Genomic DNA, 22,859 nt, shown 5'->3' on the forward strand with positions numbered 1-22,859 from the left:
CTTGATTATGACAAGAATTGGTGTAGAACCATCTTTATCCGATGTAGAAGAACTACTGAAGCAAAAAGGGTATGACGTTGTACGCATTCAAAATGAGCAGCAAATGGATCAGTGTGACTGCTATGTGGTCACAGGGCTAGATTCAAATGTTCTTGGCATTTCAGACACAACGACAAAAGCATCTGTGATTACTGCGTCAGGTATGACGGCTGATGAAATTTGTCAAGAAGTAGAACAGCGTGTTCAATAAAACAAACAAGAAAAAGAACCGGTAGATTATAATCCCGGTTCTTTTTGCTCTTTTTCTATATCGAGTACTTCTTTCATTTTTTTGCGCAAGATTCGTTCTACCCGCCACTGCTCCATTGTTTCGGTTTTAGCTATGATGCGCAGTACGAGTGAAGAGGAGCCGAACGCCTCCACGCCGACAACTTGAGGTCCTTCGATAATTTGAGGGATTTCTTCCCGTACCTCATCACACGCAGCTTGAAGGGCTGTGATCATTTGATCCACATTCTCTTCTGGAGATAACTCGATATCAACGAGTGCCTGCATCGTCCCTCTTGAATGGTTGCTCACGTTCAATATACTTCGATTTGGGATAAAATGAAGGGTGCCGTCAAAGCTTCGAAGCTGAGTGGTTCTAAGTCCAATTTGTTCTACGATCCCATCAAAGCCAGCAACTGTTATATATTCTCCCACATCGAATTGTTTCTCTAATAATATAAAGAATCCTGTCACAATATCACTCACTAGTCCTTGAGCGCCAAAACCGATCGCAAGCCCCACAACGCCTGCGCCAGCTAGCAAAGCGGTCGGGTTATAATGAAATAAGTCGAGGATCATGACCACTAGAATAAAAATCAATATGTAGGCGAAAATATTTAACGTGAGACTTTGCAGCGTCTGAGCTCTTGATAAAGAGACGTCATGCTTTTCAGAGAATGTGGAATAGGCACGCCTAATCATCTTGTTTCCGATGGCTCTGATGATAAAATAAATCGCAAAAATAACGATTAGTTTTAGCAAAATCATACTGCTATTGAGGATAATGGAAACCCAATCTACTTGTTCAAATGCTTTCATGTTCTTCAAAACCTTTCTATGTATGCTCTAATAGAGAAGCTAATCATTTGTTCCCTTATGCAAGACATGTTAAACTTTTGTTAAGTGGAGCAAGAGATTGTGACAAATCGTTAATTAAATTTATTATTAATTAATATTGACTAAAAACCGCTTAAGTATTATAATTGTAATTGTGAAGTTATTAACTAAATGAGAATTTCAACTTTTGATTCTCATTTTATATACAGCTTAGAAGTCTGTATAAAGATATTATTTTTTGGAGGGATTTACATATGGCAGAGCGTTTTGTAGGAAAACAAGCTCCACGTTTTGAAATGGAAGCAGTACTTGCTAACAAGGAATTTGGTAAAGTGAGTTTAGAGGAAAACATGAAGAATGACAAATGGACAGTTCTTTTCTTCTATCCAATGGATTTCACATTTGTTTGCCCAACTGAAATTACAGCAATGAGCGATCGTTATGATGAGTTCGAAGATTTAGATGCAGAAATCATTGGTGTATCTACAGATACAATCCATACGCATCTTGCTTGGATCAACACAGACCGTAAAGAAAATGGTCTAGGTGAATTGAAATATCCGCTAGCTGCTGACACAAACCACACAGTATCTAGAGAATACGGCGTTTTAATTGAAGAAGAAGGTATTGCACTTCGCGGTCTATTCATTATCAACCCAGAAGGCGAACTTCAATATCAAACAGTATTCCACAACAATATCGGTCGTGATGTAGATGAGACATTACGTGTTCTTCAAGCATTACAAACTGGTGGACTTTGCCCAGCTAACTGGAAGCCTGGTCAAAAAACACTTTAATTGATAGCTGAAGAAACAGGAGGGTCTAACTGATGTTAGACCTTTTTGTTTCGACACATACAATGGATGGAGGCGCTTCAAAATGAAATTACGTCAACCAATGCCAGAACTAACTGGTGCAAAAGAATGGTTAAATGGAGAAGTAACAAAAGAAGATCTAATTGGTGACAAACCAACATTGATTCATTTCTGGTCAGTCAGCTGTCATCTTTGTAAAGAGGCCATGCCTCAAGTCAATCAATTCCGTGATGAATACAAGGATCAACTAAACGTTGTAGCCGTTCATATGCCGCGTTCAGAGGATGACCTAGATCTAGATAAAATCAAAGAGGTTGCGAAAGAGCATGAAATCACGCAGCCAATTTTTGTGGACAGTGATCATCACTTAACAGAAGCCTTTGAAAATGAATATGTACCAGCATATTATGTATTTGATAAAACAGGTGCTCTGCGCCACTTCCAAGCTGGCGGAAGCGGAATGAAAATGCTTGAGAAACGTGTCAATCGAGTGCTTTCTGAGTCTGAAAAGGCTGCAGAATAGGCTTTCCCCCATAAATGGGGGTTTTTTCATGGACAAAAATAGGCGACCTATTGCACGGAATGGACTTTTTATGTACGTGTCCTTCCTAAGAAAAGAGAAATTGAGGGAGTTTATTAAAAAATATTCCTGAAATAAAAAGGTATTAAGACCTATTTACATTTTTGTTTTGAAATGAAAATGTAAAGATTTTAACTTTTTACTATTCAGAACGTTTTTGCACAAAAGAAATTTCAGTTTGGTAAATAACGATGTAAATCAAGTAGTATAAGTGTTTATTCAAATTTTTTACAATATTTTAAAGTTTGCCAAAAGCCTTTAGTGGCAATGAAATGGATGCCGATTGCTCCTCTTTGGCAAAATTTTAGTTGAAAATACCTATCTGATAGCAAACTGTAAAATGATAAAAAAATAGTTGATAAAATTAGTTTTCTAATCTAATATTTACTATAGAATATTTTTTATATGATGAGGGGGAAATCCATTGTTTAATGAGAGGGAAGCGTTACGATTACGATTGGAACAACTAAACGAAGCAGAAGTAAAGGTCATCCGTGAATATCAAATTGAGCGAGATGCGATTTATGCAAAATTAAGAGAATTAGACCGTCAAGGAACAGGTCTAGTGTCAGATACAAAAAAAGAAGTGCGTACAGAAAGAAAGACGGATTCGCTGCCTGTATTAGCTGAACTGGCTGCACAAGAAATGAGAAGCTACCAGCCGCCGGCACAATCACAATCAAATCCTGCATCATCTTTAGGAACAGGACAGCTAAACGGTGTACCTGTAGGTATTCCTGAAGGATCTACAAGACGCAGAAGAGGCACAGCCCGCCCTGGTTCAAAGGCAGCTAAGCTTCGTGAAGCTGCGATTAAAACGTTAAAGCGTCATAATGCGGCGATTAAAAGCTCTGAGCTTCAAAAAGAGATTGAAAAAGAGAGCGGTCTTGAAATTCCAAATATGACAACGTTTATGCAAAGCTTAATTAAAATGTACCCTGAAGTGAAAAAGCCATATCGCGGACAGTATATTTTAGAAGGCGACATTCAAACAGAAGACGAATAAATAAAAGAAACTGCTGACGTAAAAGCCAGCAGTTTTTTATTGCGAGAATTACTTTTTTTGATCAACTGTATAGACAATTTTTCGTTCCTTTGACAAGTGATCACGCTGTTTTTTGAAGCCATCGATCTTCACTGTCATGACCTCTCCATTTCGCTGCACCGCATCGACTTGTGCTTGGAGTATTTGAACTTGTTCGTTCAGCTTTTTCAAGATGGGTTCAATTTCTTCCGTTGTTTGCAGGACGCTGTCTCGAGAGAGTGGCTGTGAATTTGTTTGAGCTGACTGGTCAATATCAGCAAAATGAGATGCGATCCATTCCTCGCTTTCTGCTAACTGTTTTTGATAGCTTGTGAGCGTTTCATAAAAAATCGCTTCCTTTGCTTTTTCAATTTGCAGTAATTTCTCTTGTGTTTCATAAAAACGCTCCTGCAGGTGTCTAACGCCTTCCTGTAATAGATGAAGCTCTGCATTTTTATCACTTAATGTTTGCTGCAGTTTCTCAATCACAGCGGATAAAGTATTTCCTTTTTTCTCCTCTTTTGCAAGCCGTTGATCTTGATCTTGCATCCGTTCATTTAATTGTTGAGAGATTTCTTTATATTTGATCACTTTTAAATGCAGCCGGTGTTTTTCTTCCGTTTCTTTTCTTCTATGAAAGGTTTCCTTTTGCAGCATTTCATGAAGAAGGACTATTTTATGTAATAATTCAGATTTGCTGTAGGAGAGATCCTGTATTTTTGAGGATGCATCGTCTTGATCAATGGTCATTTCATCCAATTGTTGTTTTAATAGCGTGTAATCCTTTTTCATCTCATGATATTCTTGAGTTAACTTCTTATTTTTAGAATACGTATATGAGGACTGTAAATCAGAGATCATTTGTTGATATTTGGCTGTTTCAGCTTTTAAGTATAAATTCTCTTGAGATAGGTCATGGAATAGGGGAGAAGCATGGCGCCTGTTCATAGATAGACCCTCCTTATTCATGTTACCAATAAAGTATGCGAAATGAGTGCGATTAGAACAACCATATCCAAGGAGGGTGAGAGAATGGATGTAGTGAATGTCATTTTAGCTGGAGGAGCTTCCAGACGTTTTGGAGAGCCAAAGGCAAGTTATATGTATCAAGGAAAACCACTATATGAGCATGTGAAAAATCAGCTTTTGAAAGGACAGACGGTCATCATCAGCCATCCATCACTTCTGCCCTTTTTTAAAGAAAGAGGTGAACGAAGTGTGTGGTTAGATGATGAACAGGTGCGCGGATGCGGGCCGCTTGCCGGCATGTATACGGCGATGCAAAAGCAAGAAGCAGCATGGTATTTGGTGATGGCATGTGACATGCCCTTCATACGGAGGGAGACCGCCGAAGCATTATCGACCTATTGCAGCGAGCACGTAGATGCTATCATCCCGCTTGTTCAGGGCAGATTACAGCCTTTATTTGCGCTTTATCACCGCCGCTGTCTGCCGTCCATTGATGCGTGTTTAAAAGAGAATCAATTAGCCATCAAAGAGTTACTTCAAAGGCTTAAGGTGCGCATCGTTCCAGAGGAGGAACTGAACGTAACACCAAATGAATTTCGAAATATCAATAAAAGAAGCGATTTACCTGAAAACGGTATGATATGATACATAAAAATGGTGAGGAGAGAACAGCATTGAATGACCGATATTCAAGACAAATCTTGTTCCCTCCGGTTGGGGAAAAGGGTCAGCGTGCGCTTGCTGACAGTCATGTTCTGATCGTTGGAGCCGGTGCACTTGGCACTGCCTCCGCTGAAGGGCTTGTCCGGTCTGGGATCGGCACGTTGACGATTGTTGATCGTGATTATGTAGAGTTTTCAAATTTACAGCGGCAGCAGCTGTACACAGAACATGATGCAAAGGCACATGTGCCAAAAGCAGCTGCGGCAAAAAAACGTCTCCAAGAGATCAATCATGAAGTGATCATACACGCCCTGATTGAAGATGCAGGCGCGAGGCTGTTAAGACCGTTATTTCAGAGCGCAGATATTGTCATTGATGCGACGGATAATTTTGAGACGAGAATGGTGATGAATGATTTATCGCAGGAAACGAAGACGCCGTGGATATATGGCGCTTGTGTGAGCAGCCAGGGGATGTATATGACCATTTTGCCGGATAAAACGCCGTGTTTATCGTGTGTCTTTACAGAACTGCCTGTTGGCGGCTTGACGTGTGATACAGCGGGGATTATTTCTCCAGCAGTTCAAATGGTTTCTGCTTATCAGCAAACAGAGGCGCTAAAATATTTAACAGGACATGAAGATCAAATCGAACGGAAATTTGTCACATTTGATCTTTGGCAGGCGACATCGTTTAAAATGGATTTGTCTCGTACTAAGCAGAAGAACTGCCCATCCTGCGGTGAAGAAAGAACCTATCCTTATTTACATGAGCAACGTAAAAAAACGACGATTCTTTGCGGACGGGATACAGTTCAAGTTGTATCTAAAGATTTAGCAAATCTATCATTTCAGCATGTGAAAGAGAGGCTGTCATCTATTTGTGAGGTGGAAGTGAATGACTTCTTAATCCATGTCCGCTATGAATCTTATCGTATTGTCTTTTTCAAAGGTGGACGTGCATTAATCCATGGGACGAATGATGAAAAAGCAGCCAATTCATTACTAGCAAGACTGCTAGGGATATAGGAGTGAAGTGTGATGGAAAGACGTCAGCCAATTCCAGTAGAAGAAGCCATTCAGAAAGTCCATCAATATGAAAAGCATGGAGAAGCAGAATGGGTGCCTTTAAAAAATAGTCTTGAAAGGTTCATTGCAGAAGATATTTTAGCAGATCATGATGTTCCTGCATTTGATCGTTCCCCGTATGATGGTTTTGCACTTCGGGCAGAAGATACAAAAGAAGCGTCAAGCGAGCATCCGGTTGAATTTGAGGTCATTGACCATATTGGTGCAGGAATGGTCTCAGCAAAAACCATCGGTCCCTTTCAAGCCATCCGTATCATGACAGGAGCAAAAATCCCGGATGGAGCAAATGTCGTCATCATGCTTGAGCTGACTAAGACCTTCGAAAAAGACGGCAAATCATACATGTCACTTAAAAGACCGCTGAAAAAAGGGGACAATATTTCTCGTCAAGGAGAAGAAGTACTTGAAGGAAATGTGATGGTCAAAAAAGGAACCAAAGTAACTCCGGGCGTTACGGCCCTATTGGCGACATTTGGATATGGTGTAGTGCCAGTTGTCAAAAAGCCAGTGATCGGCATCATCTCAACAGGTACAGAGCTTCTTCAAGTGAGTGATGCGATGGTGGACGGTAAGATTAGAAACAGTAATCTTAGTATGGTTTATGCCCAGATACTTGAGGCCGGGGGAGAGCCGCTTGATTTAGGCGGTGTGTCTGATGATTTTGACAAAAGCTATCATGCAGTCAAAGCAGCCTTAAGCAAGGTAGATTTCTTAATCACAACAGGCGGTGTGTCAGTAGGTGATTTTGACTTTCTCCCTGCGATTTATGAAAAGCTGGGAGCTGAGGTGCTGTTTAATAAAGTGGCCATGAGACCCGGAAGTGTGACGACGGTTGCTGCAATGCCAAATGGTCAACTGCTGTTTGGGCTGTCAGGAAATCCCGCTGCCTGTTTTGTTGGCTTTGAATTATTTGTGAAACCGATGATCTATAAATGGTCTTTGAAGAAGCAGCCGTTTCCTGCTTTTGCTGAGGCGAAGCTGACACACGATTTTCCAAAAGCCAATCCGTTCACTCGATTTGTCAGAGCGGCACTACAATTCACGGGCAGTCAGCTCAGTGTGACCCCAACAGGTCTTGATAAATCAAGTGCCGTGACCTCTATTGCAGATGCTAACTGTTTCATCGTGCTGCCCGGAGGAACAAGAGGTTTTAAGGCCGGTGATCAGGTCCATGTTCTGCTGTTTCAGCACGAAGGAGAGGGTTCCCCATGCTGGATGACACATTAAGCATATTACAGGTGGTCGGTTATCAAAACAGTGGCAAGACTATGTTGATTGAAAAGCTCTGTCAGCTGGCTGTACTAGACGGGCTGAAGCTAGGCTGCTTTAAACACCATGGACATGGCGGTAAACCAGATCGTCTTTTGAAAGAAAAAGACACCGATCGATATGTCGGGGCAGGTGCATTTGCCGCTGGCGTGGAAGGAGAGGGTGAATTTCACTTTTCAATGCAGCACATCACGTTAGAGCAGTTGCTCAACATGTGTCAGCATCTTCCATTAGACGCTGTCCTGATAGAAGGGTATAAACAGGCACCTTATCGTAAAATCGTTTGTGTAAAGAATGAAGAGGAGCTCATTGATCTTTCAACTCTTTCCAATATACAAGCAGCTATTTATTTTTCTCAAGAGTTTCAATTAATCGAAAATTACTCGTTTCCAGTGTTTTCAGCCTTTGAAAAGGGCGCAGTCACATTTGGTTTTAACTTATTGAAGGGAGGCGTCTCTGCTTGAGTGAATTTTTTAAAATAACAAAAACGCCGATTGATGTAAACGAATTGATTCAGCATGTGACAAGGCGAAAGGCAGGGGCCATTACGACGTTTATCGGGACGGTCAGAGAGTGGACAAACGGCAAAAAAACATTGCGTTTAACTTATGAAGCATACATACCAATGGCTGAAAGCATGCTAAGTCAAATTGGACAAGAAATCAAGAAACGGTGGCCTGAAACTGAAGCAGCCATTGTGCACCGGATCGGGACACTTGATATAACGGATATTGCTGTTGTGATAGCCGTTTCATCTCCTCATAGGAAGGCTGCATACGAAGCGAACGAATATGCCATTGAGCGAATTAAGGAAATCGTTCCAATTTGGAAAAAAGAATATTGGGAAGACGGGGAAGCCTGGATAGGTGATCAGCTTGAAACGGTTTCATATCCAGAGGGGAAACCTAGCGATCTTCAACTTGCAAAGAAAGAAGGTGATCAGCTTGATTAGTGTATTATTGTTCGCCGGCCTTGCTGAGAAGGCCGGTAAACAACAAATCATCATTCAAAAAGATCAAACAACGGTTGATGAGATTAAATTAGAATTACAGGAGGTATATGGTGTTGATGCTGCACAAAACGTGATGGTTGCAGTCAACGAACTATATACGAGGGAAAACGCTGAAGTGCGTAGCGGGGACACTGTTGCATTCATTCCTCCTGTAAGCGGTGGATAATAGATATTAGAGGATTTGGTTATGGCCAGCGGCTGTAACCAATTTTTTATGTGTGAAAAGATTGTAGAGGTATTTGGGTGTGATCTTCGTAAATAAAACATCCCCTTCGTGCTTTAGAAATGTGAGGGTCGAGCTGCTGGATCAGATCATACAATTCGCTAATTCGTCTCACATTGAAATCTGTCTGGGCTTGAAGCTGTTCTTTTAATTCTTTTGTACTCACAATGCTTCCCTTTTTCTCTTTAATAATATCTACGCATCTAGCAGCGTAGTATATTTTGTCATTAGAGGGTCTGCTTTCTTTCATATCAAGTAATTTGAGCTCATGATAAATTAGTTCTCTTTCCTTTCGAAAGTATTGCCATGCTTCTTGTTCCTTTTCATAAAGTAAAATCAATTGTGTTTTCAATTTTTCTCTTAACATTCACTTGACTCCATTTCCACTATCATTTAACCTACCTCTATTTTACATTATATGAAAAAATAACTTTTGATCAAGTAAAAACCTTATATTTTTCATTTTTTAATATGAAAGTATTGATACTAAAGGCTCATTTGTTCTATAAAAGAAACCAATCATAGTCCTATAAAGCCGGGATTTGTCGAAATTACTAGGATTATTTTAACAAAAAATTGTTGTGTCTAACTAAGACCATCCGAATTCAAAGGAAAAGGATATTTATTCCGAAAGACATGTGGTTTTTTGATAAAATGTTTTTAGGTCAGTAAAACCTCTATTTTTTGATATGAATATGGTCTGGTCATGGTGTCATTTGGAGGATGTCATTCGTGATAATAGAATAATAGATAAATTTTTTCCTCAATGAAAATAAGAAAATCAAATCATCCATCACTTATTGGCAATCTTTTGATAAAATAGAAAGAACAAGAGAGAACATGTGCGTTTGCATACTTGCATGACATAGAGAGGAGACATTTGATGAAAGAAAATATGCAAAAGCCCACGATCATTGGAGTGAGCACAAGACCTTCAGAGCACCTGAAAAGAGTATGGGAAAACCCGGTGGTTTGGTGGCCTTTATCCTGTGTGCTTCTTTTAACAGTGATTGTGACTTATTTGTCAGAGCTAGTGAATGAAGGAATGTGGGCAGATATAAGCTTGCCGGTATCGGTCGTTTATGTGGTGACGCTAATTGGTCTAATTCTCGGGCTTGTGATTAATGCTGCTATATATAAGTTCATCGTATTTTTAGCAAAGGGTGATGCATCGTTTCAGCAGCTGTTTTCAGCGGTCCTGTTTATTACACCAGTTACGATCATTGGTACGATTATTTCTCATCTGTCCGTCATCCTGTTCCATGTGCCAAAAAACATCACAATCACCTCATTAAATGCACTCATTCAAACTTCTGGTCCATGGCACGGTGTGTTTGCTAATATTGATCTCTTTGTGATCTGGAATCTTGTTTTAACAGGCTTTTTATTGATCAAAGTCGGTCATATATCTCCAAGAATATCTTGGATCATGATAGGAGTCTTTTATGTCATTTCTTTCATTCTTCAATATGTAGGAACCGCAATCAACATATCAGTAAGCTGGGGGTAGAATGTCTTTATGAGAAAGAAAATCATCATCGGATCCATTTTTATTATTGTCATCGGTCTATTTATTGGCTTTAACATTGCGAAAAATCAATCAAAGCCTGCTTCGACAGCAGCTATTAAAACAGTAAAACCCACGCAAAAAGAAATCACCACTACGGTAATGACGCCAGGGACACTTTCATTCTCTGAAGAGCAGTTCATTTATGCAGAAGAGGAAAAAGGACACTTGAAGGGGATTTCTGTGAAAGAAGGAGAAAAGGTAAAGGCTGGAACGCCGCTTCTTACATATGAAAATAGGGAGCTGGAGCTTGAGGAGCAGCAGCAAGCTCTTGCGGCTGAATCAAGTACGCTAAAACGCGAACAATTACAAAATAGACTGAGCGAATTAGATGAAAAACAAGCAGGCGACTCAGTCGCCCATCCTAAAAACGAGCGAGACCAGCTCGAATTAGAGCTGAAAGCGGCTGAATTAGAACAAAAACAAGCAGAGATCAGCCAAGAAAAAGTAAAAGCACAAATAGAAGATTTAACCGTACATAGTAAAATTGACGGTACAGTGATTTCCATTGAGCAAGAAGAAGGGGCAGGAAAGCCGGAAGAAAGACAGCCGATCATTCATATTGGCAATGAGAAAAAAATGATTGTGCGAGGATTGATTTCTGAGTATGACGCCATAAAAGTGAAAAAGAAACAAAAAGTAAAGGTTACATCTGATGTCATTCGAGGAAAGAGCTGGCAAGGGGTCGTGAAAAAAGTGGGGGCTGTACCTGCTCAGGCAGCATCCGAAACAACTGCGGGTGATCAAACGGTACAATATCCTGTTGAAATCGAAATAAAGGGAAAAAAACCTGAAGCGAAACCTGGTTTTAAAATGGTCATGGAAATTGAAACAGATAAGCGTCAAGCCCAAACGATTCCTGAATCAGCTGTAAAAAAAGAGGATGATGGACAATACGTTTATGTTGTCAAAAAGAATGTACTTAAAAAAGTAAAAGTGGTGCTAGGGGAAACGTCAGGTAATGACCTTGAAGTGACAAAAGGTGTCAAGGCAGAGGATCAAATCATTGCTCATCCATCAGATGACATGTATGACGGAATGGAAGTGAATGCTGAATGATTCAGCTTTCAAACGTGATAAAAAGCTATGAGGTCGCCCAAGAAACATTTGATGTATTAAGTGAGATCGATCTTGTCATTGAAAAAGGCGAGTATATGTCCATTATGGGCCCGTCCGGCTCTGGAAAATCGACGTTAATGAATATCATTGGCTGTTTAGACCGACCAACCACAGGACAATATCATTTTCAAGGAAGAGAGCTGTCAGCTGCAAAGGATCAAGTGCTTGCAGTGATTCGAAATCAATTCATTGGATTTGTCTTTCAGCAATTTCACCTGCTGCCGAGGTTAAATGCGAGGCGTAATGTTGAGCTTCCGATGATTTACGCTGGTATCAGTCAAAAGGAAAGAAAAGAACGCGCAGAAATGGCACTTGAAAAGGTTGGTTTGGCAGACCGAATGAAACATATGCCAAGTGAGTTGTCGGGAGGGCAAAAGCAAAGGGTGGCAATTGCTCGTGCAATTGTCAATAAGCCGCAGCTTATCTTAGCAGATGAACCAACAGGCGCTCTTGACTCAAAAACAAGCTTCTCAATCATGGAACAGTTTACTAAGCTGAATGAGGAGGGGACAACGATTGTGCTTGTCACCCATGAAGAAGAAATGGCTGCGTATACAAATCGGACGGTCGTTGTAAGAGATGGACGGCTCGTTCAAGATAGATTGACACAAGGGGACGCTATGAATGAAACTCTTTGAAAATATCAAAATAGCGATGAATTCTGTTTTAGCTCATAAATTACGTTCTATTTTAACGATGCTTGGGATTATTATTGGTGTTGGATCGGTCATTGCGGTCGTGGCTATCGGTCAAGGCGGCGAGCAAATGTTAAAAGGGTCGATTTCAGGTCCAAACAATACCATTGATATGACATATACGCCTTCTGACGAAGAGTTAAATGCAAATCCAAACGCTTTATTCGACGCCACATTTACTGAGGAAGACATAAAAAGCATTAAGACAATCAACGGGGTGAATCAGGTCGCCTCTTCGACTGCACAAGGAATGCAGCTGAGATTTCAAGATACGACAGTGGATGCGACAGTTAACGGTATAAATGAAGGGTATACGAATGTCCATTCATTACAAATAGCAGAAGGACAGAATTTAAGAGATGTTGACTTTAGAAGCGGCAGAAGAGCCGCTCTCATCTCTGAAGGCTTACAAAAAGAATTATTTAATGGACAGAAGGCATTGGGCGAAATGATTTGGATGAACGGACAGCCTGTTGAAGTCATCGGTGTTTTAGCAAAACAGAAAGGGATGTTTTCATTCGATATGAATGAAATATATGTCCCGTTTGCTATGCTAACCTCCACATTTGGGATCAATGAATATGATAAGTTGTCAATTCAAGTCGCACATGCTGATCAAATGAAGGAAGTAGGAAAGAATGCGGCTGCATTATTAAATGAAAATCATCATACAGAAGATGCTTATGAAATGATCAATATGGAAGAAATCGCAGAAGGCATTGGTCAAATCACATCTGTTATGACAACAATCATTGGCTCAATAGCTGGGATTTCTTTGCTTGTCGGCGGTATCGGTGTGATGAATATCATGCTTGTTTCTGTGACAGAGAGGACAAGGGAAATCGGTATCCGAAAGGCGATTGGAGCAACAAGGGCTCAAATACTCGTTCAATTTTTAATTGAATCTGTCGTCTTAACATTGATCGGCGGGTTGATGGGGATCGCACTTGGCTTAGGTGGCGCCGCGCTAGTATCACTAGTTGCCGGCTGGCCGTCCTTAGTATCTTGGCAAGTCATCTGTGGCGGTGTGCTGTTTAGTATGCTTATTGGGATTGTTTTTGGGTTAATTCCTGCGAATAAAGCAGCAAGACTAGATCCTATTGATTCTCTTAGATATGAATAATTTGGAGAAGAACAAAAGCATACAAACAGTGTGAATTCGCCTGTAATCCACCATCAAAAGCTTTTATGCACATCGCATAAAAGCTTTTTTTAGTTCCATTGAATGAAATGAAAAATGATAGAAATGCTAAGATCATGACTTTCATCTTAATGTCACATATTTTTCAGTTTACAAATGGTACATATAAAGGTAAGATGACCATGGTGAAAGATTTTGATAGTTATTGAATGTATTTGATTGTTTTGTATTGATAATGTTGAAAAAAGCGATTACAATAAAGGTGCGCGCAAAATGAATACGTTTTCAAAAGGGGGTGTTTTCATGTTGACACCGGAAAGACATCAACTCATTATCGACTGTTTAGAAGAAAATGATGTCATCAAAATACAGGACTTAACGATTATGACGGATGCTTCTGAATCTACAATTAGAAGAGATTTATCAGCCCTTGAAGAAAAAGGATTTCTTAAAAGAGTCCATGGGGGAGCAGCCAAGATATCAAGTATCCGTCTTGAACCAGATGTATTTGAGAAATCTGCCAAAAACCTTCAAGAAAAGTCATTGGTTGCAGAGGCAGCTGCTTCACTTTTAAAACAAGGCGATTGTATTTATTTAGATGCTGGTACGACCACACAGCAAATGATTGAATATATCGATCCCGATCAAGATATTGTTGTGGTGACAAACGGTGTTATGCACATTGAAGCACTCATGAGAAAAGGCATTTCTTTTTACCTGATAGGCGGATCAGTGAAACATCGAACAGGAGCCATGGTGGGAGCCGCAGCTTTGACAGCGATGGAAAATTACCGTTTTGACAAAAGCTTTGTTGGGACGAACGGCATTCATCCCGAGGCGGGGTTTACAACACCTGATCCAGAGGAAGCGCTCATGAAAAAAAGAGCCATGAAGCAGGCGAAAAAAACCTATATCTTATCAGATGCCTCTAAGTTTGGCGAAATATCGTTTTCAGCCTTTGCTAGTTTACAGGAAGCCACCATTATCACAAACGACGCAAAAGAGGATTCATTCGATAATTACCATGAAAAAACGGTTATAAAGGTAGTGAAAACATGATTTATACAGTTACTTTAAACCCATCAGTTGATTACATCGTACACGTGGAGGATTTCGCAGTCGGCGGTTTGAATCGTTCAACCTATGACAAAAAATATCCAGGTGGAAAAGGGATCAATGTCTCAAGGCTTTTAAAACGTCACGGTGTTGAATCAAAAGCGCTTGGATTTATAGGCGGATTTACAGGAAAGTATATTCAAGACTTTTTACAAAACGAACAATTACAAACAGCCTTTCACGAGGTGTCAGAAGATACACGAATTAATGTGAAACTAAAAACAGGTGAAGAAACCGAAATCAACGGACTCGGCCCATCTATTACTGAAACGCAATTTGAGTCGTTTCTGTCTCAATTTTCTTCATTGACTGAAGGAGATGTCGTTGTCTTAGCTGGTAGTATTCCTTCTTCATTGCCTCATAACACGTATGAACGTATTGCTGAGGTGTGCGAAAAGCAAGGTGTCAGAGTTGTCCTTGATATTTCCGGGGAAGCACTAAAAAAAGCAGCAGGCTTGAAACCGTTCTTAATGAAGCCAAACCATCATGAGCTAGGTGAAATGTTTGAGACGAGCATCTCATCTGCGGAAGAAGCCATTCCTTATGGGAAGAAGCTGTTAGAACAAGGTGCTGAGCATGTCATCGTATCAATGGCTGGAGATGGAGCTCTCTTATTCAGTAAGGAAGGGGTTTATCAGTCCAATGTTCCAAAGGGTACGCTTGTTAATTCAGTTGGTGCAGGGGATTCAGTCGTTGCAGGATTTTTAGCCGGCGTTTCGAAAGGCCTTTCGATTGAAGAATCATTTAAGCTTGGCGTCACATCAGGCAGCGCTACAGCATTTTCTGAGGAGCTTGGAACAAAAGAGCTTGTCGACACACTATTACCACAAGTAAAAGTCACACGCATTTAAAGGAGGAGTCATCATGAAAATTACAGAACTACTCACAAAGCAGACAATTAAGCTTCAATTAGACAGCCAGCAGAAAGAAGCAGTCATTGAAGAACTAGTCACTGTTTTAGATACAGCAGGCAAGCTAAATGATAAAGAGGGCTACAAAGAAGCAGTGATCAACCGTGAAAAACAGAGCTCTACTGGTATTGGCGAAGGAATTGCTATCCCTCACGCTAAAACAGCAAGTGTAAAAGAGCCTGCCATTGCATTTGGCCGCTCGACAGCTGGTGTAGATTATGAATCACTAGACGCGCAGCCGAGTCATCTTGTCTTTATGATTGCAGCAACTGAAGGCGCAAACAACACGCACTTAGAAGCACTTTCTCGTTTATCAACACTTCTCATGCGTGAAGAAATCCGAAAGCAGCTTCTTGAAGCGGCTACTGAAGATGAAATCATCGATATCATCAATACGCATGACAAGGACGATGAAGAAGAAGAAGAGGAAGTTCAAGAAGAGCCGGCTGTATCAGGTAAACCAGCTAAGATTTTAGCGGTAACAGCTTGCCCGACAGGTATTGCGCATACATTTATGGCAGCAGATGCTTTGAAAGAAAAAGCAAAAGAAATGGGCGTTGACATTAAAGTCGAAACAAACGGCTCTGGCGGTATTAAACACGCCCTTACGGCAAAAGAAATCGAAGAAGCACCAGCCATCATTGTGGCAGCGGACAAGCAAGTTGAAATGGAACGCTTTAAAGGCAAACATGTCATTGAAGTACCTGTGACAGCTGGAATCCGCCGTCCTCAGGAATTAATTGAAAAAGCAGTCAATCAAGATGCGCCGATTTATAAAGGCTCAGGCGGCAGTTCTTCAAAAGACGAAAATGAGTCATCTGGCAAAGGTAGAAGTGGTTTCTACAAGCACTTAATGAGTGGTGTAAGCAACATGCTTCCATTTGTTGTCGGGGGCGGTATCCTTGTTGCAATTTCATTTTTCTGGGGAATTAACTCAGCAGATCCTAAGGACCCTTCATTTAATTCATTTGCAGCTGTATTAAAAGGAATTGGCGGAGATAATGCGCTTGCCTTAATCGTTGCTGTTTTAGCCGGATTTATTGCAATGAGTATTGCAGATCGTCCAGGTTTTGCGCCAGGTATGGTCGGTGGATTTATGGCGTCGGCAGCAGGTGCAGGATTCTTAGGCGGACTAATTGCCGGTTTCCTTGCAGGTTATGTCGTTGTGCTACTTAAAAAAGTATTCACATTCGTACCGCAGTCACTCGACGGGATTAAACCGGTTCTGCTGTATCCATTGTTTGGTATTTTCTTCACAGGCATCATCATGCATTACATTGTTAACACACCGGTAAAAATGGTGATGGATGGATTAACTCACTGGCTTGAAACTTTAGGTACTGGAAACCTTGTCTTAATGGGCATTATTTTGGCAGGTATGATGGCGATTGATATGGGGGGCCCAATTAACAAAGCGGCTTACACATTCGGTCTTGCGATGATTGCTGCTGGAAACTATGCACCGCATGCTGCCATTATGGCAGGCGGAATGGTACCACCATTAGGTATTGCACTTGCTACAACAATCTTTAGAAATAAATTCTCAAAACGTGACCGAGAAGCAGGGATTACATGCTACTTCATGGGAGCTGCCTTCATCACTGAAGGGGCGATCCCGTTTGCAGCGGCAGACCCTCTGCGCGTAATTCCTTCAGCTGTCATTGGAGCAGCAGTGGCTGGCGGATTAACGGAATTCTTTAGAGTCACGCTTCCTGCGCCGCACGGCGGACTATTCGTTTTCTGGGTAACAAATCATCCGGTTCTTTATATCATCAGCATCTTAATCGGTGCCGTTGTAACAGCGATTTTACTGGGTATTTTGAAAAAACCAGTCAAACTAGAAGCGTAATTCAGAAGAGAAGCATCGTGAAGAGCGGTGCTTCTTTTTGTTTAATCATGAACAAATTAGGAAAAAATATCTAATTGAATGGTTGTCTTGTGAATTTTTAAATGACATGTGATAAAGTAAAGTTATTCAATTCACGTTTCAAGTCTTTTAGCAGAAAGTCTTAGGAGGAAGCAGTATTTTGAACGAAGAAAACAAACAAAACGAAAATGATATTCAATCTGATGCAAAGCAAGACAAAACAGAGAAGAAAAGTTCACTGTTTGAATGGATCAAAGCCATTTTAATTGCACTTGCGCTCGTCCTGCTCATCCGTACGTTTATATTTGAGCCGTATGTGGTGGAAGGAGAGTCAATGGAACCGACTCTTCATGATGGGGAAAAGCTGTTTGTCAACAAAACCATTAACTATCTAGGTGGTGTCAAACGAGGTGACATCGTGATTATTAATGGAAAAGATGGCCAGAAGATTCATTATGTAAAACGATTGATCGGCCTTCCGGGAGACACGATTGAAATGAAGGATGATACGCTTTACATTAATGGTAAAAAAGTTGATGAGCCTTATTTAAAAGAGAACAAGGCACATGCGAAAGAGTATGAAGTGCATTTAACAGGGGATTTTGGTCCAGTGAAAGTACCGAAAAACGATTACTTTGTGATGGGGGACAACAGACTCAATTCCATGGACAGCAGAAATGGACTTGGACTCATTGAAAAGGATCGGGTTGTCGGGACATCAGAATTTGTTTTCTTCCCATTTGGCGACATTCGGCAAACAAAATAAAAGCACCCTTCTCAGGTGTGTGAGAAAAGTGCTTGTGGACGACCCTTTAAAAGAAGGGTCGTTTTAATTTGGCGTGAGCACCGTAACAATGATCACAATCGCCAACACAGAAGCGAAGACAGACCCAGTAATGGCTAAAACGGACCGAAATAATCCGACCTTTTGATTTTCTTTCCCTCGCTTTTGTAAAAAGCGTTTCGAAAAGATGTGTACCAGTGTGTAAATAAGCACAAGCCCAATATAAAGGCCCAAATCCCTCGCATTAAAGCCTGTTGCAGATAAATAAATACCCATAAAGAAAATCAATAAACAGTATTCCATAAGTGTAAGTAATCTCAAATCGCACGAACTCCTTCAATAAATCATTCCCAATTATTATACCATAATGGACAAATTGCCTTCGTTCTTAGCTAGAGACGTTTCTATCAAACGTTATTCATGTTATACTTCATAATGATGAATGAGTGATGGAGGATTAATAAATGATTGCAGTAAATAATGTTAGTTTGCGTTTTGCTGATCGTAAACTATTTGAAGAAGTAAATATTAAATTCACTCCTGGCAACTGCTACGGTCTAATTGGTGCCAATGGAGCTGGTAAATCAACGTTTCTAAAGATTCTTTCAGGTGAAATTGAAGCTCAGACGGGCGATGTTCATATGAGCCCTGGTGAGCGTTTAGCGATTTTAAAACAGAACCATTTTGAATACGAAGAATTTGAAGTATTAAAAGTCGTCATGATGGGTCACAAACGTCTATATGATGTGATGCAGGAGAAAGATGCGATCTATATGAAACCTGATTTCTCAGATGAAGACGGGATTCGTGCAGCAGAGCTTGAAGGTGAGTTCGCTGAGTTAAACGGCTGGGAAGCAGAAAGTGAAGCAGCGATCTTATTAAAAGGTCTTGGCATTCCAGAGAGCCTTCAATCGAAGAAAATGTCTGAGCTTGGTGGTTCTGAAAAGGTAAAAGTACTACTAGCCCAAGCTTTATTTGGTAAGCCTGACGTTCTTCTTCTTGATGAGCCAACGAACCACTTGGACTTACAAGCAATCCAGTGGCTGGAAGAGTTCCTCATTAATTTTGAAAATACCGTGATTGTCGTTTCGCATGACCGTCACTTCTTAAACAAAGTATGTACACATATTGCGGACCTAGACTTCGGAAAAATTCAAGTATATGTCGGTAACTATGATTTCTGGTATGAGTCCAGCCAGCTAGCGCTGAAGCTCAGCCAAGATGCGAATAAGAAAAAAGAAGAACAAATTAAGCAGCTTCAAGAGTTCGTTGCCCGGTTCAGTGCGAACGCTTCTAAATCGAAGCAAGCGACCTCAAGAAAGAAATTGCTTGATAAAATCTCTTTAGACGACATTAAGCCATCTTCACGTAAATATCCGTACGTTCATTTTGCGCCAGAGCGCGAAATCGGAAATGATGTCCTTCAAGTAGAAGGTTTATCGAAAACAATTGACGGTGTGAAAGTACTTGATAACGTCAGCTTTATCATGAATCGCGAGGATAAAATTGCGTTCTTAAGCCGTAATGAGCTTGCTGTATCCACTTTATTTAAAATTCTTGCTGGTGAGATGGAGCCAGACAGCGGGACATATAAATGGGGCGTTACAACATCTCAAGCCTTTTTCCCGAAAGACAATAGTGAATACTTTGAAGGAAACGATGTTGATCTAGTGGATTGGCTACGTCAATATTCTCCTAATGATCAAAGCGAAAGCTTCTTACGCGGGTTCTTAGGACGTATGCTTTTCTCTGGGGAAGAAGTAAAGAAAAAAGCAAGCGTCTTATCAGGTGGAGAAAAGGTTCGTTGTATGTTATCGAAAATGATGCTGTCAGGAGCGAATGTACTGCTGCTGGATGAGCCGACGAACCACTTAGACCTAGAATCCATTACAGCGCTGAATAACGGTTTAATGAGCTTTAAAGGAGCTATGCTCTTCTCATCTCATGACCATCAGTTTGTTGAAACAGTGGCAAACCGTATCATCGAGTTGACGCCAAATGGCATCGTCGATAAACAAACAACATATGATGAGTTCTTATCAGATCAAGACATTCAAAAGAGACTCGATGAGCTTTATGCGTAAATAAGAAAAGACATCCAAAAGTGGATGTCTCAGCGTGTAGACAAACCCTCGCATTCGTTGTCAGGTCTGCGCGCTGGTGCTCACGAATGTTAAATTCGCTCCGCGCCAGTGCTCGCCCTTCCTAGACTTCAAAGGTTTTCTATCACGCTGAAAAGAAGACAAAGTGCTAAAATAAAAATCATTTTAGCACTTTGTCAACAATCTGAGACATCCAAAAGCGGATGTCTTTTTTTGATTAAATCGCCCAGTTTCCATTACGGAAGATCGGTTCGCGTTTTCCGTCTTTTGTAATGCCATCAATATTCATTTCCTTTGAACCAATCATGAAATCGACGTGTGTAATACTGTTGTTCACACCAGCTGCTTCCAATTCTTCACGATTCATCTCTTTTCCGCCTTCGATATTGAACGCATACCCGCTGCCGATGGCAAGGTGATTCGATGCATTTTCATCATAAAGGGTATTGTAATAGAGAATATTCGAGTTTGAGATTGGTGAATCATCTGGTACGAGAGCAACCTCACCTAGATAATGGGAGCCTTCATCTGTTTCAACGAGCGAAGTTAAAATGTCTTCGCCTTCCTTCGCTTTCACATTGACAATTCGGCCATTTTCAAACGTTAATGTAAATTCATCAATGATATTTCCTGCATAGCTGAGCGGTTTTGTGCTTGAGACAGTCCCATTTACACCGTCTTTTTTAGGTACGGTAAAGACTTCTTCTGTCGGCATGTTGGCCATGAAAGAGACGCCGCGCTCACTCACGCTGCCGGCACCTACCCAAATGTGCTGCTCTGGGAGCTCAATCGTTAAATCTGTGCCAGGGGCATCATAATGCAGCTTGTGGTAGTGGCGCTCATTTAGTATTTTGACCTTTTCATTTAGTGACTCATCGTGCTTTTTCCAAGCTTCAACAGGATCTGCTTGATCAGCGCGTGCGACTCTAAAGATTTGATCCCATAATAAAGCGACAGCTTCTTCATCTGTCTGGTCAGGGAAAATCTTTTTCGCCCATTCTTTTGATGCGGCGCCTACGACCGTCCAAGCAACTTTGTCTGATTGAACGTATTGGCGATATGTATGAAGGGCTGATCCAGCGGCCTTTTGCTGTGCAGCGATTTTTTTCGAGTCAATGCCTCGCAGAAGGTCAGGGCTTTCTGACAAGATCGTGATAAAAGCGCCACCGCGTTTTGCGATGGTTTCCATCATCTGTGCTTCCCATTCTGGGAATTGCTCAAACACATCCTGCGGTGCATGTTCATATTTTAAACGGGCAAGAATACCATCACTCCAGCGGATATGTACGTTTTTCGCCCCGCGCTCATACGCATGTTTTGCCACAAGACGAACAAGGTCTGCAGATTCAGTAGATGCTGATACGACGACTTCCTGTTCTTTTTGAACATTCACACCGACTTCAACGATCGTCTTCGCATATTGATCTAGTTGTTTTTCAAATGTACTCATAAAAAACCCTCCTTTAGTCATGTTCATCATATCAGATTTAAGACCGAAAAGGAAAATGGGGAGCACGTTTCAAGCCAAAATAAAAAAGCCGCTTTCGTGCGGCTTTTTTAGCGGTTCAGTTGTTTCACAGGCTGTGCATTAGAAGGGGGCATATGTGAAAACGACAGGCTCATTCCTCCTAAAATAATACCCGTTAAAATAACTGTGACAACGACCCGTTTACCTAAATCAAGCAACATGTTCTTCCTCCTTCATGTTTATCCATTTCTCACGATATGATCGAAATGATAAAAAAAGAAGTAGAACAAGAAGATTATTTTAATGTTTTTTGCAATTTATGAATGACTTCTAGTGAACGACCTGTTCCGATTGCGACAGATTCAAGTGGATTTGCTGCAATATGAACTGGAACGACAATCTCCTGTGAGAGCCATTCTTGAATCCCATTTAACAAAGCGCCGCCGCCAGTTAAGATCACGCCGCGGTCTACAATGTCACCACTAAGCTCTGGAGGGCTGTCCTCTAATGTGGCACGAATCGCCTCTAAAATATGAAGAAGTGATTCTCGCATGGCACCTTGAATTTCATGAGATTCAAGTGTGATCGTTTTTGGAAGACCTGTCACCAGATCACGTCCACGTACTTCTAATGATTCCGGCTCATGCTCAATGAGACCATAACCAATTTCCATTTTAACCTGCTCGGCTGTCCGCTCGCCGATTAATAGATTATATTTCTTTCGGACAAACGTAATGATATCTTCATCTAGTTGATCTCCGCCAATTCGAATGGAATGACAAGAGACAACGCCGCCAAACGAAATGATGGCAACTTCCGTTGTTCCTCCGCCAATATCGACCACGACGTTTGCAACAGGCTCATCTACCGGGAGATCAGCGCCGATTGCAGCTGCAACAGGTTCTTCAATTAAATGCACGTGCTTTGCACCGCAATTTTTCACAGCATCACTGATGGCACGGCGTTCAACAGCTGTTGAACCAGAAGGTGTACATACTACGACCGTTGGTTTTCTGAAGGTAAACCCGATATTTTTCCCTGCTTTTTTCATGATTTGTTTGAGTAAATCTGTTGTCATATCATAATCAGCGATGACACCGTCTTTCATCGGACGGATCGCCACAATTTTACCAGGTGTTTTCCCAATCATTTCTTTTGCTTCTGCTCCGACTGCAAGTACAGTTTTTGTTTCTGTATCGACTGCCACGACGGACGGTTCATTTAAAATAATTCCCTTATTTTTACTATAAACCAATATGTTAGCTGTTCCTAAATCAATTCCAATTTCGGCATTTTGAAACATGTTTTCACCCAATCTCTATTTTTGCTGTTTTAAACAATT

The 22,859-nt window shown here is 41.0% G+C and carries 26 protein-coding genes; 19 read left to right on the top strand and 7 right to left on the bottom strand.

Features of this window, described 5'->3' with window-relative positions; genetic code table 11:
* Window positions 1-7 precede the first annotated feature (7 nt).
* Window positions 8-250, top strand: a complete 243-nt coding sequence (locus MHH26_RS04620; RefSeq protein ID WP_003211408.1) for a YkuS family protein — start codon at window positions 8-10, stop codon at window positions 248-250.
* Window positions 251-276: 26 nt separating this feature from the next.
* Here MHH26_RS04620 and MHH26_RS04625 read toward each other — a convergent pair whose 3' ends face one another.
* Window positions 277-1,086 carry a mechanosensitive ion channel family protein gene (locus MHH26_RS04625; protein WP_034662747.1) on the bottom strand — a complete coding sequence of 270 codons (810 nt, stop codon included), beginning with the start codon at window positions 1,084-1,086 and terminating at the stop codon, window positions 277-279.
* Between the two features lie 272 nt (window positions 1,087-1,358).
* On the opposite strand from MHH26_RS04625, the gene ahpA reads away from it, so the two are divergent.
* The 3 genes from ahpA (at window position 1,359) to MHH26_RS04640 (ending at window position 3,505) form a co-directional block, all read left to right on the top strand.
* A complete protein-coding gene (gene ahpA, locus MHH26_RS04630) occupies window positions 1,359-1,901 on the top strand; it encodes a biofilm-specific peroxidase AhpA (protein WP_034662744.1) in 543 nt (180 codons plus the stop codon).
* A gap of 82 nt (window positions 1,902-1,983) precedes the next feature.
* On the top strand, window positions 1,984-2,442 hold the full coding sequence (locus MHH26_RS04635) for a TlpA family protein disulfide reductase (protein ID WP_034662741.1): 459 nt from the start codon (window positions 1,984-1,986) through the stop codon (window positions 2,440-2,442).
* 481 nt (window positions 2,443-2,923) lie between these two features.
* Window positions 2,924-3,505: a Rok-like winged helix domain-containing protein gene (locus tag MHH26_RS04640; RefSeq protein ID WP_034662739.1), complete on the top strand. Its 582-nt coding sequence runs from the start codon at window positions 2,924-2,926 to the stop codon at window positions 3,503-3,505.
* A 48-nt stretch (window positions 3,506-3,553) separates the two neighbouring features.
* Here the strand turns inward: MHH26_RS04640 and MHH26_RS04645 are convergent, their stop codons facing one another.
* Window positions 3,554-4,471, bottom strand: a complete 918-nt coding sequence (locus MHH26_RS04645; RefSeq protein WP_340972586.1) for a sigmaE regulated sporulation protein — start codon at window positions 4,469-4,471, stop codon at window positions 3,554-3,556.
* Between the two features lie 84 nt (window positions 4,472-4,555).
* On the opposite strand from MHH26_RS04645, the gene MHH26_RS04650 reads away from it, so the two are divergent.
* The 6 genes from MHH26_RS04650 to moaD are packed head-to-tail and all read left to right on the top strand — an operon-like array spanning window position 4,556 to window position 8,690.
* Window positions 4,556-5,137: a molybdenum cofactor guanylyltransferase gene (locus tag MHH26_RS04650; protein WP_106038788.1), complete on the top strand. Its 582-nt coding sequence runs from the start codon at window positions 4,556-4,558 to the stop codon at window positions 5,135-5,137.
* A gap of 29 nt (window positions 5,138-5,166) precedes the next feature.
* Entirely contained in the window at window positions 5,167-6,183 is a 1,017-nt protein-coding gene (locus MHH26_RS04655; RefSeq protein ID WP_106030779.1) for a thiazole biosynthesis adenylyltransferase ThiF, read from the top strand.
* Window positions 6,184-6,192: 9 nt separating this feature from the next.
* The gene (locus tag MHH26_RS04660; RefSeq protein WP_060596150.1) at window positions 6,193-7,470 is read left to right on the top strand and encodes a molybdopterin molybdotransferase MoeA; all 1,278 of its coding nucleotides are present in this window, start codon (window positions 6,193-6,195) and stop codon (window positions 7,468-7,470) included.
* Window positions 7,452-7,976 (top strand): molybdopterin-guanine dinucleotide biosynthesis protein B, encoded by a 525-nt coding sequence (gene mobB, locus MHH26_RS04665; protein WP_095285097.1) that lies wholly within the window; start codon window positions 7,452-7,454, stop codon window positions 7,974-7,976. The genes MHH26_RS04660 and mobB overlap by 19 nt, the downstream gene beginning before the upstream one ends.
* A complete protein-coding gene (locus MHH26_RS04670; protein ID WP_106041755.1) occupies window positions 7,973-8,464 on the top strand; it encodes a molybdenum cofactor biosynthesis protein MoaE in 492 nt (163 codons plus the stop codon). Before mobB ends, MHH26_RS04670 begins: the two co-directional genes overlap by 4 nt.
* Window positions 8,457-8,690 carry a molybdopterin converting factor subunit 1 gene (gene moaD, locus MHH26_RS04675; RefSeq protein ID WP_060596152.1) on the top strand — a complete coding sequence of 78 codons (234 nt, stop codon included), beginning with the start codon at window positions 8,457-8,459 and terminating at the stop codon, window positions 8,688-8,690. The genes MHH26_RS04670 and moaD overlap by 8 nt, the downstream gene beginning before the upstream one ends.
* A 46-nt stretch (window positions 8,691-8,736) precedes the next feature.
* Here the strand turns inward: moaD and MHH26_RS04680 are convergent, their stop codons facing one another.
* Entirely contained in the window at window positions 8,737-9,114 is a 378-nt protein-coding gene (locus MHH26_RS04680; RefSeq protein WP_003211488.1) for a Rok-like winged helix domain-containing protein, read from the bottom strand.
* Window positions 9,115-9,630: 516 nt separating this feature from the next.
* Here MHH26_RS04680 and MHH26_RS04685 point away from each other — a divergent pair.
* The 8 genes from MHH26_RS04685 to lepB all read left to right on the top strand — a co-directional run bounded on the left by MHH26_RS04685 (window position 9,631) and on the right by lepB (window position 17,929).
* Window positions 9,631-10,257, top strand: coding sequence for a YIP1 family protein (locus MHH26_RS04685; RefSeq protein WP_340972595.1), 627 nt, complete (start codon window positions 9,631-9,633; stop codon window positions 10,255-10,257).
* A gap of 9 nt (window positions 10,258-10,266) precedes the next feature.
* On the top strand, window positions 10,267-11,373 hold the full coding sequence (locus MHH26_RS04690; RefSeq protein WP_340972597.1) for an efflux RND transporter periplasmic adaptor subunit: 1,107 nt from the start codon (window positions 10,267-10,269) through the stop codon (window positions 11,371-11,373).
* The gene (locus MHH26_RS04695) at window positions 11,370-12,071 is read left to right on the top strand and encodes an ABC transporter ATP-binding protein (protein ID WP_340972600.1); all 702 of its coding nucleotides are present in this window, start codon (window positions 11,370-11,372) and stop codon (window positions 12,069-12,071) included. The genes MHH26_RS04690 and MHH26_RS04695 overlap by 4 nt, the downstream gene beginning before the upstream one ends.
* A complete protein-coding gene (locus MHH26_RS04700; RefSeq protein ID WP_307499553.1) occupies window positions 12,058-13,251 on the top strand; it encodes an ABC transporter permease in 1,194 nt (397 codons plus the stop codon). Before MHH26_RS04695 ends, MHH26_RS04700 begins: the two co-directional genes overlap by 14 nt.
* A gap of 321 nt (window positions 13,252-13,572) precedes the next feature.
* Complete coding sequence (locus tag MHH26_RS04705; RefSeq protein WP_034662703.1) at window positions 13,573-14,328, top strand: DeoR/GlpR family DNA-binding transcription regulator; 756 nt, start codon at window positions 13,573-13,575, stop codon at window positions 14,326-14,328.
* Window positions 14,325-15,236 carry a 1-phosphofructokinase gene (pfkB, locus tag MHH26_RS04710; protein ID WP_307499556.1) on the top strand — a complete coding sequence of 304 codons (912 nt, stop codon included), beginning with the start codon at window positions 14,325-14,327 and terminating at the stop codon, window positions 15,234-15,236. The genes MHH26_RS04705 and pfkB overlap by 4 nt, the downstream gene beginning before the upstream one ends.
* Before the next feature lie 13 nt (window positions 15,237-15,249).
* Window positions 15,250-17,145 carry a PTS fructose transporter subunit IIABC gene (locus MHH26_RS04715; protein WP_307499557.1) on the top strand — a complete coding sequence of 632 codons (1,896 nt, stop codon included), beginning with the start codon at window positions 15,250-15,252 and terminating at the stop codon, window positions 17,143-17,145.
* Between the two features lie 211 nt (window positions 17,146-17,356).
* Window positions 17,357-17,929, top strand: a complete 573-nt coding sequence (gene lepB, locus MHH26_RS04720; protein ID WP_034663870.1) for a signal peptidase I — start codon at window positions 17,357-17,359, stop codon at window positions 17,927-17,929.
* Window positions 17,930-17,992: 63 nt separating this feature from the next.
* On the opposite strand, the gene MHH26_RS04725 is transcribed toward lepB, so the two are convergent.
* A complete protein-coding gene (locus tag MHH26_RS04725) occupies window positions 17,993-18,268 on the bottom strand; it encodes a hypothetical protein (protein ID WP_334748888.1) in 276 nt (91 codons plus the stop codon).
* 143 nt (window positions 18,269-18,411) lie between these two features.
* Between MHH26_RS04725 and MHH26_RS04730 the strand changes: the two genes are divergently transcribed.
* Window positions 18,412-20,031: an ABC-F family ATP-binding cassette domain-containing protein gene (locus MHH26_RS04730; RefSeq protein WP_340972607.1), complete on the top strand. Its 1,620-nt coding sequence runs from the start codon at window positions 18,412-18,414 to the stop codon at window positions 20,029-20,031.
* Window positions 20,032-20,266: 235 nt separating this feature from the next.
* Here MHH26_RS04730 and MHH26_RS04735 read toward each other — a convergent pair whose 3' ends face one another.
* The 3 genes from MHH26_RS04735 to mreBH form a co-directional block, all read right to left on the bottom strand.
* Window positions 20,267-21,499, bottom strand: a complete 1,233-nt coding sequence (locus tag MHH26_RS04735; protein WP_340972609.1) for an aminopeptidase — start codon at window positions 21,497-21,499, stop codon at window positions 20,267-20,269.
* Window positions 21,500-21,606: 107 nt separating this feature from the next.
* Window positions 21,607-21,738 carry a protein YkpC gene (locus MHH26_RS04740; RefSeq protein WP_003210922.1) on the bottom strand — a complete coding sequence of 44 codons (132 nt, stop codon included), beginning with the start codon at window positions 21,736-21,738 and terminating at the stop codon, window positions 21,607-21,609.
* A gap of 74 nt (window positions 21,739-21,812) precedes the next feature.
* On the bottom strand, window positions 21,813-22,820 hold the full coding sequence (gene mreBH, locus MHH26_RS04745; protein WP_060596160.1) for a rod-share determining protein MreBH: 1,008 nt from the start codon (window positions 22,818-22,820) through the stop codon (window positions 21,813-21,815).
* Between the last annotated feature and the right edge of the window lie 39 nt (window positions 22,821-22,859).

Origin of the sequence: Bacillus sp. FSL K6-2839, assembly GCF_038003365.1 — a bacterium.
In the GTDB taxonomy this organism is placed as follows: domain Bacteria; phylum Bacillota; class Bacilli; order Bacillales; family Bacillaceae; genus Bacillus.

Excerpts from the sequence above, each read along its gene's own strand:
- MHH26_RS04620 (WP_003211408.1), top strand. The coding sequence starts at position 8 with ATGACAAGAATTGGTGTAGAACCATCTTTATCCGATGTAGAAGAACTA.
- MHH26_RS04625 (WP_034662747.1), bottom strand. The coding sequence starts at position 1,086 with ATGAAAGCATTTGAACAAGTAGATTGGGTTTCCATTATCCTCAATAGC.
- ahpA (WP_034662744.1), top strand. The coding sequence starts at position 1,359 with ATGGCAGAGCGTTTTGTAGGAAAACAAGCTCCACGTTTTGAAATGGAA.
- MHH26_RS04635 (WP_034662741.1), top strand. The coding sequence starts at position 1,984 with ATGAAATTACGTCAACCAATGCCAGAACTAACTGGTGCAAAAGAATGG.
- MHH26_RS04645 (WP_340972586.1), bottom strand. The coding sequence starts at position 4,471 with ATGAACAGGCGCCATGCTTCTCCCCTATTCCATGACCTATCTCAAGAG.
- MHH26_RS04650 (WP_106038788.1), top strand. The coding sequence starts at position 4,556 with ATGGATGTAGTGAATGTCATTTTAGCTGGAGGAGCTTCCAGACGTTTT.
- mobB (WP_095285097.1), top strand. The coding sequence starts at position 7,452 with ATGCTGGATGACACATTAAGCATATTACAGGTGGTCGGTTATCAAAAC.
- MHH26_RS04680 (WP_003211488.1), bottom strand. The coding sequence starts at position 9,114 with ATGTTAAGAGAAAAATTGAAAACACAATTGATTTTACTTTATGAAAAG.
- MHH26_RS04685 (WP_340972595.1), top strand. The coding sequence starts at position 9,631 with ATGAAAGAAAATATGCAAAAGCCCACGATCATTGGAGTGAGCACAAGA.
- MHH26_RS04690 (WP_340972597.1), top strand. The coding sequence starts at position 10,267 with ATGAGAAAGAAAATCATCATCGGATCCATTTTTATTATTGTCATCGGT.
- MHH26_RS04695 (WP_340972600.1), top strand. The coding sequence starts at position 11,370 with ATGATTCAGCTTTCAAACGTGATAAAAAGCTATGAGGTCGCCCAAGAA.
- MHH26_RS04700 (WP_307499553.1), top strand. The coding sequence starts at position 12,058 with ATGAAACTCTTTGAAAATATCAAAATAGCGATGAATTCTGTTTTAGCT.
- MHH26_RS04705 (WP_034662703.1), top strand. The coding sequence starts at position 13,573 with ATGTTGACACCGGAAAGACATCAACTCATTATCGACTGTTTAGAAGAA.
- pfkB (WP_307499556.1), top strand. The coding sequence starts at position 14,325 with ATGATTTATACAGTTACTTTAAACCCATCAGTTGATTACATCGTACAC.
- MHH26_RS04715 (WP_307499557.1), top strand. The coding sequence starts at position 15,250 with ATGAAAATTACAGAACTACTCACAAAGCAGACAATTAAGCTTCAATTA.
- MHH26_RS04730 (WP_340972607.1), top strand. The coding sequence starts at position 18,412 with ATGATTGCAGTAAATAATGTTAGTTTGCGTTTTGCTGATCGTAAACTA.
- MHH26_RS04735 (WP_340972609.1), bottom strand. The coding sequence starts at position 21,499 with ATGAGTACATTTGAAAAACAACTAGATCAATATGCGAAGACGATCGTT.
- MHH26_RS04740 (WP_003210922.1), bottom strand. The coding sequence starts at position 21,738 with ATGTTGCTTGATTTAGGTAAACGGGTCGTTGTCACAGTTATTTTAACG.
- mreBH (WP_060596160.1), bottom strand. The coding sequence starts at position 22,820 with ATGTTTCAAAATGCCGAAATTGGAATTGATTTAGGAACAGCTAACATA.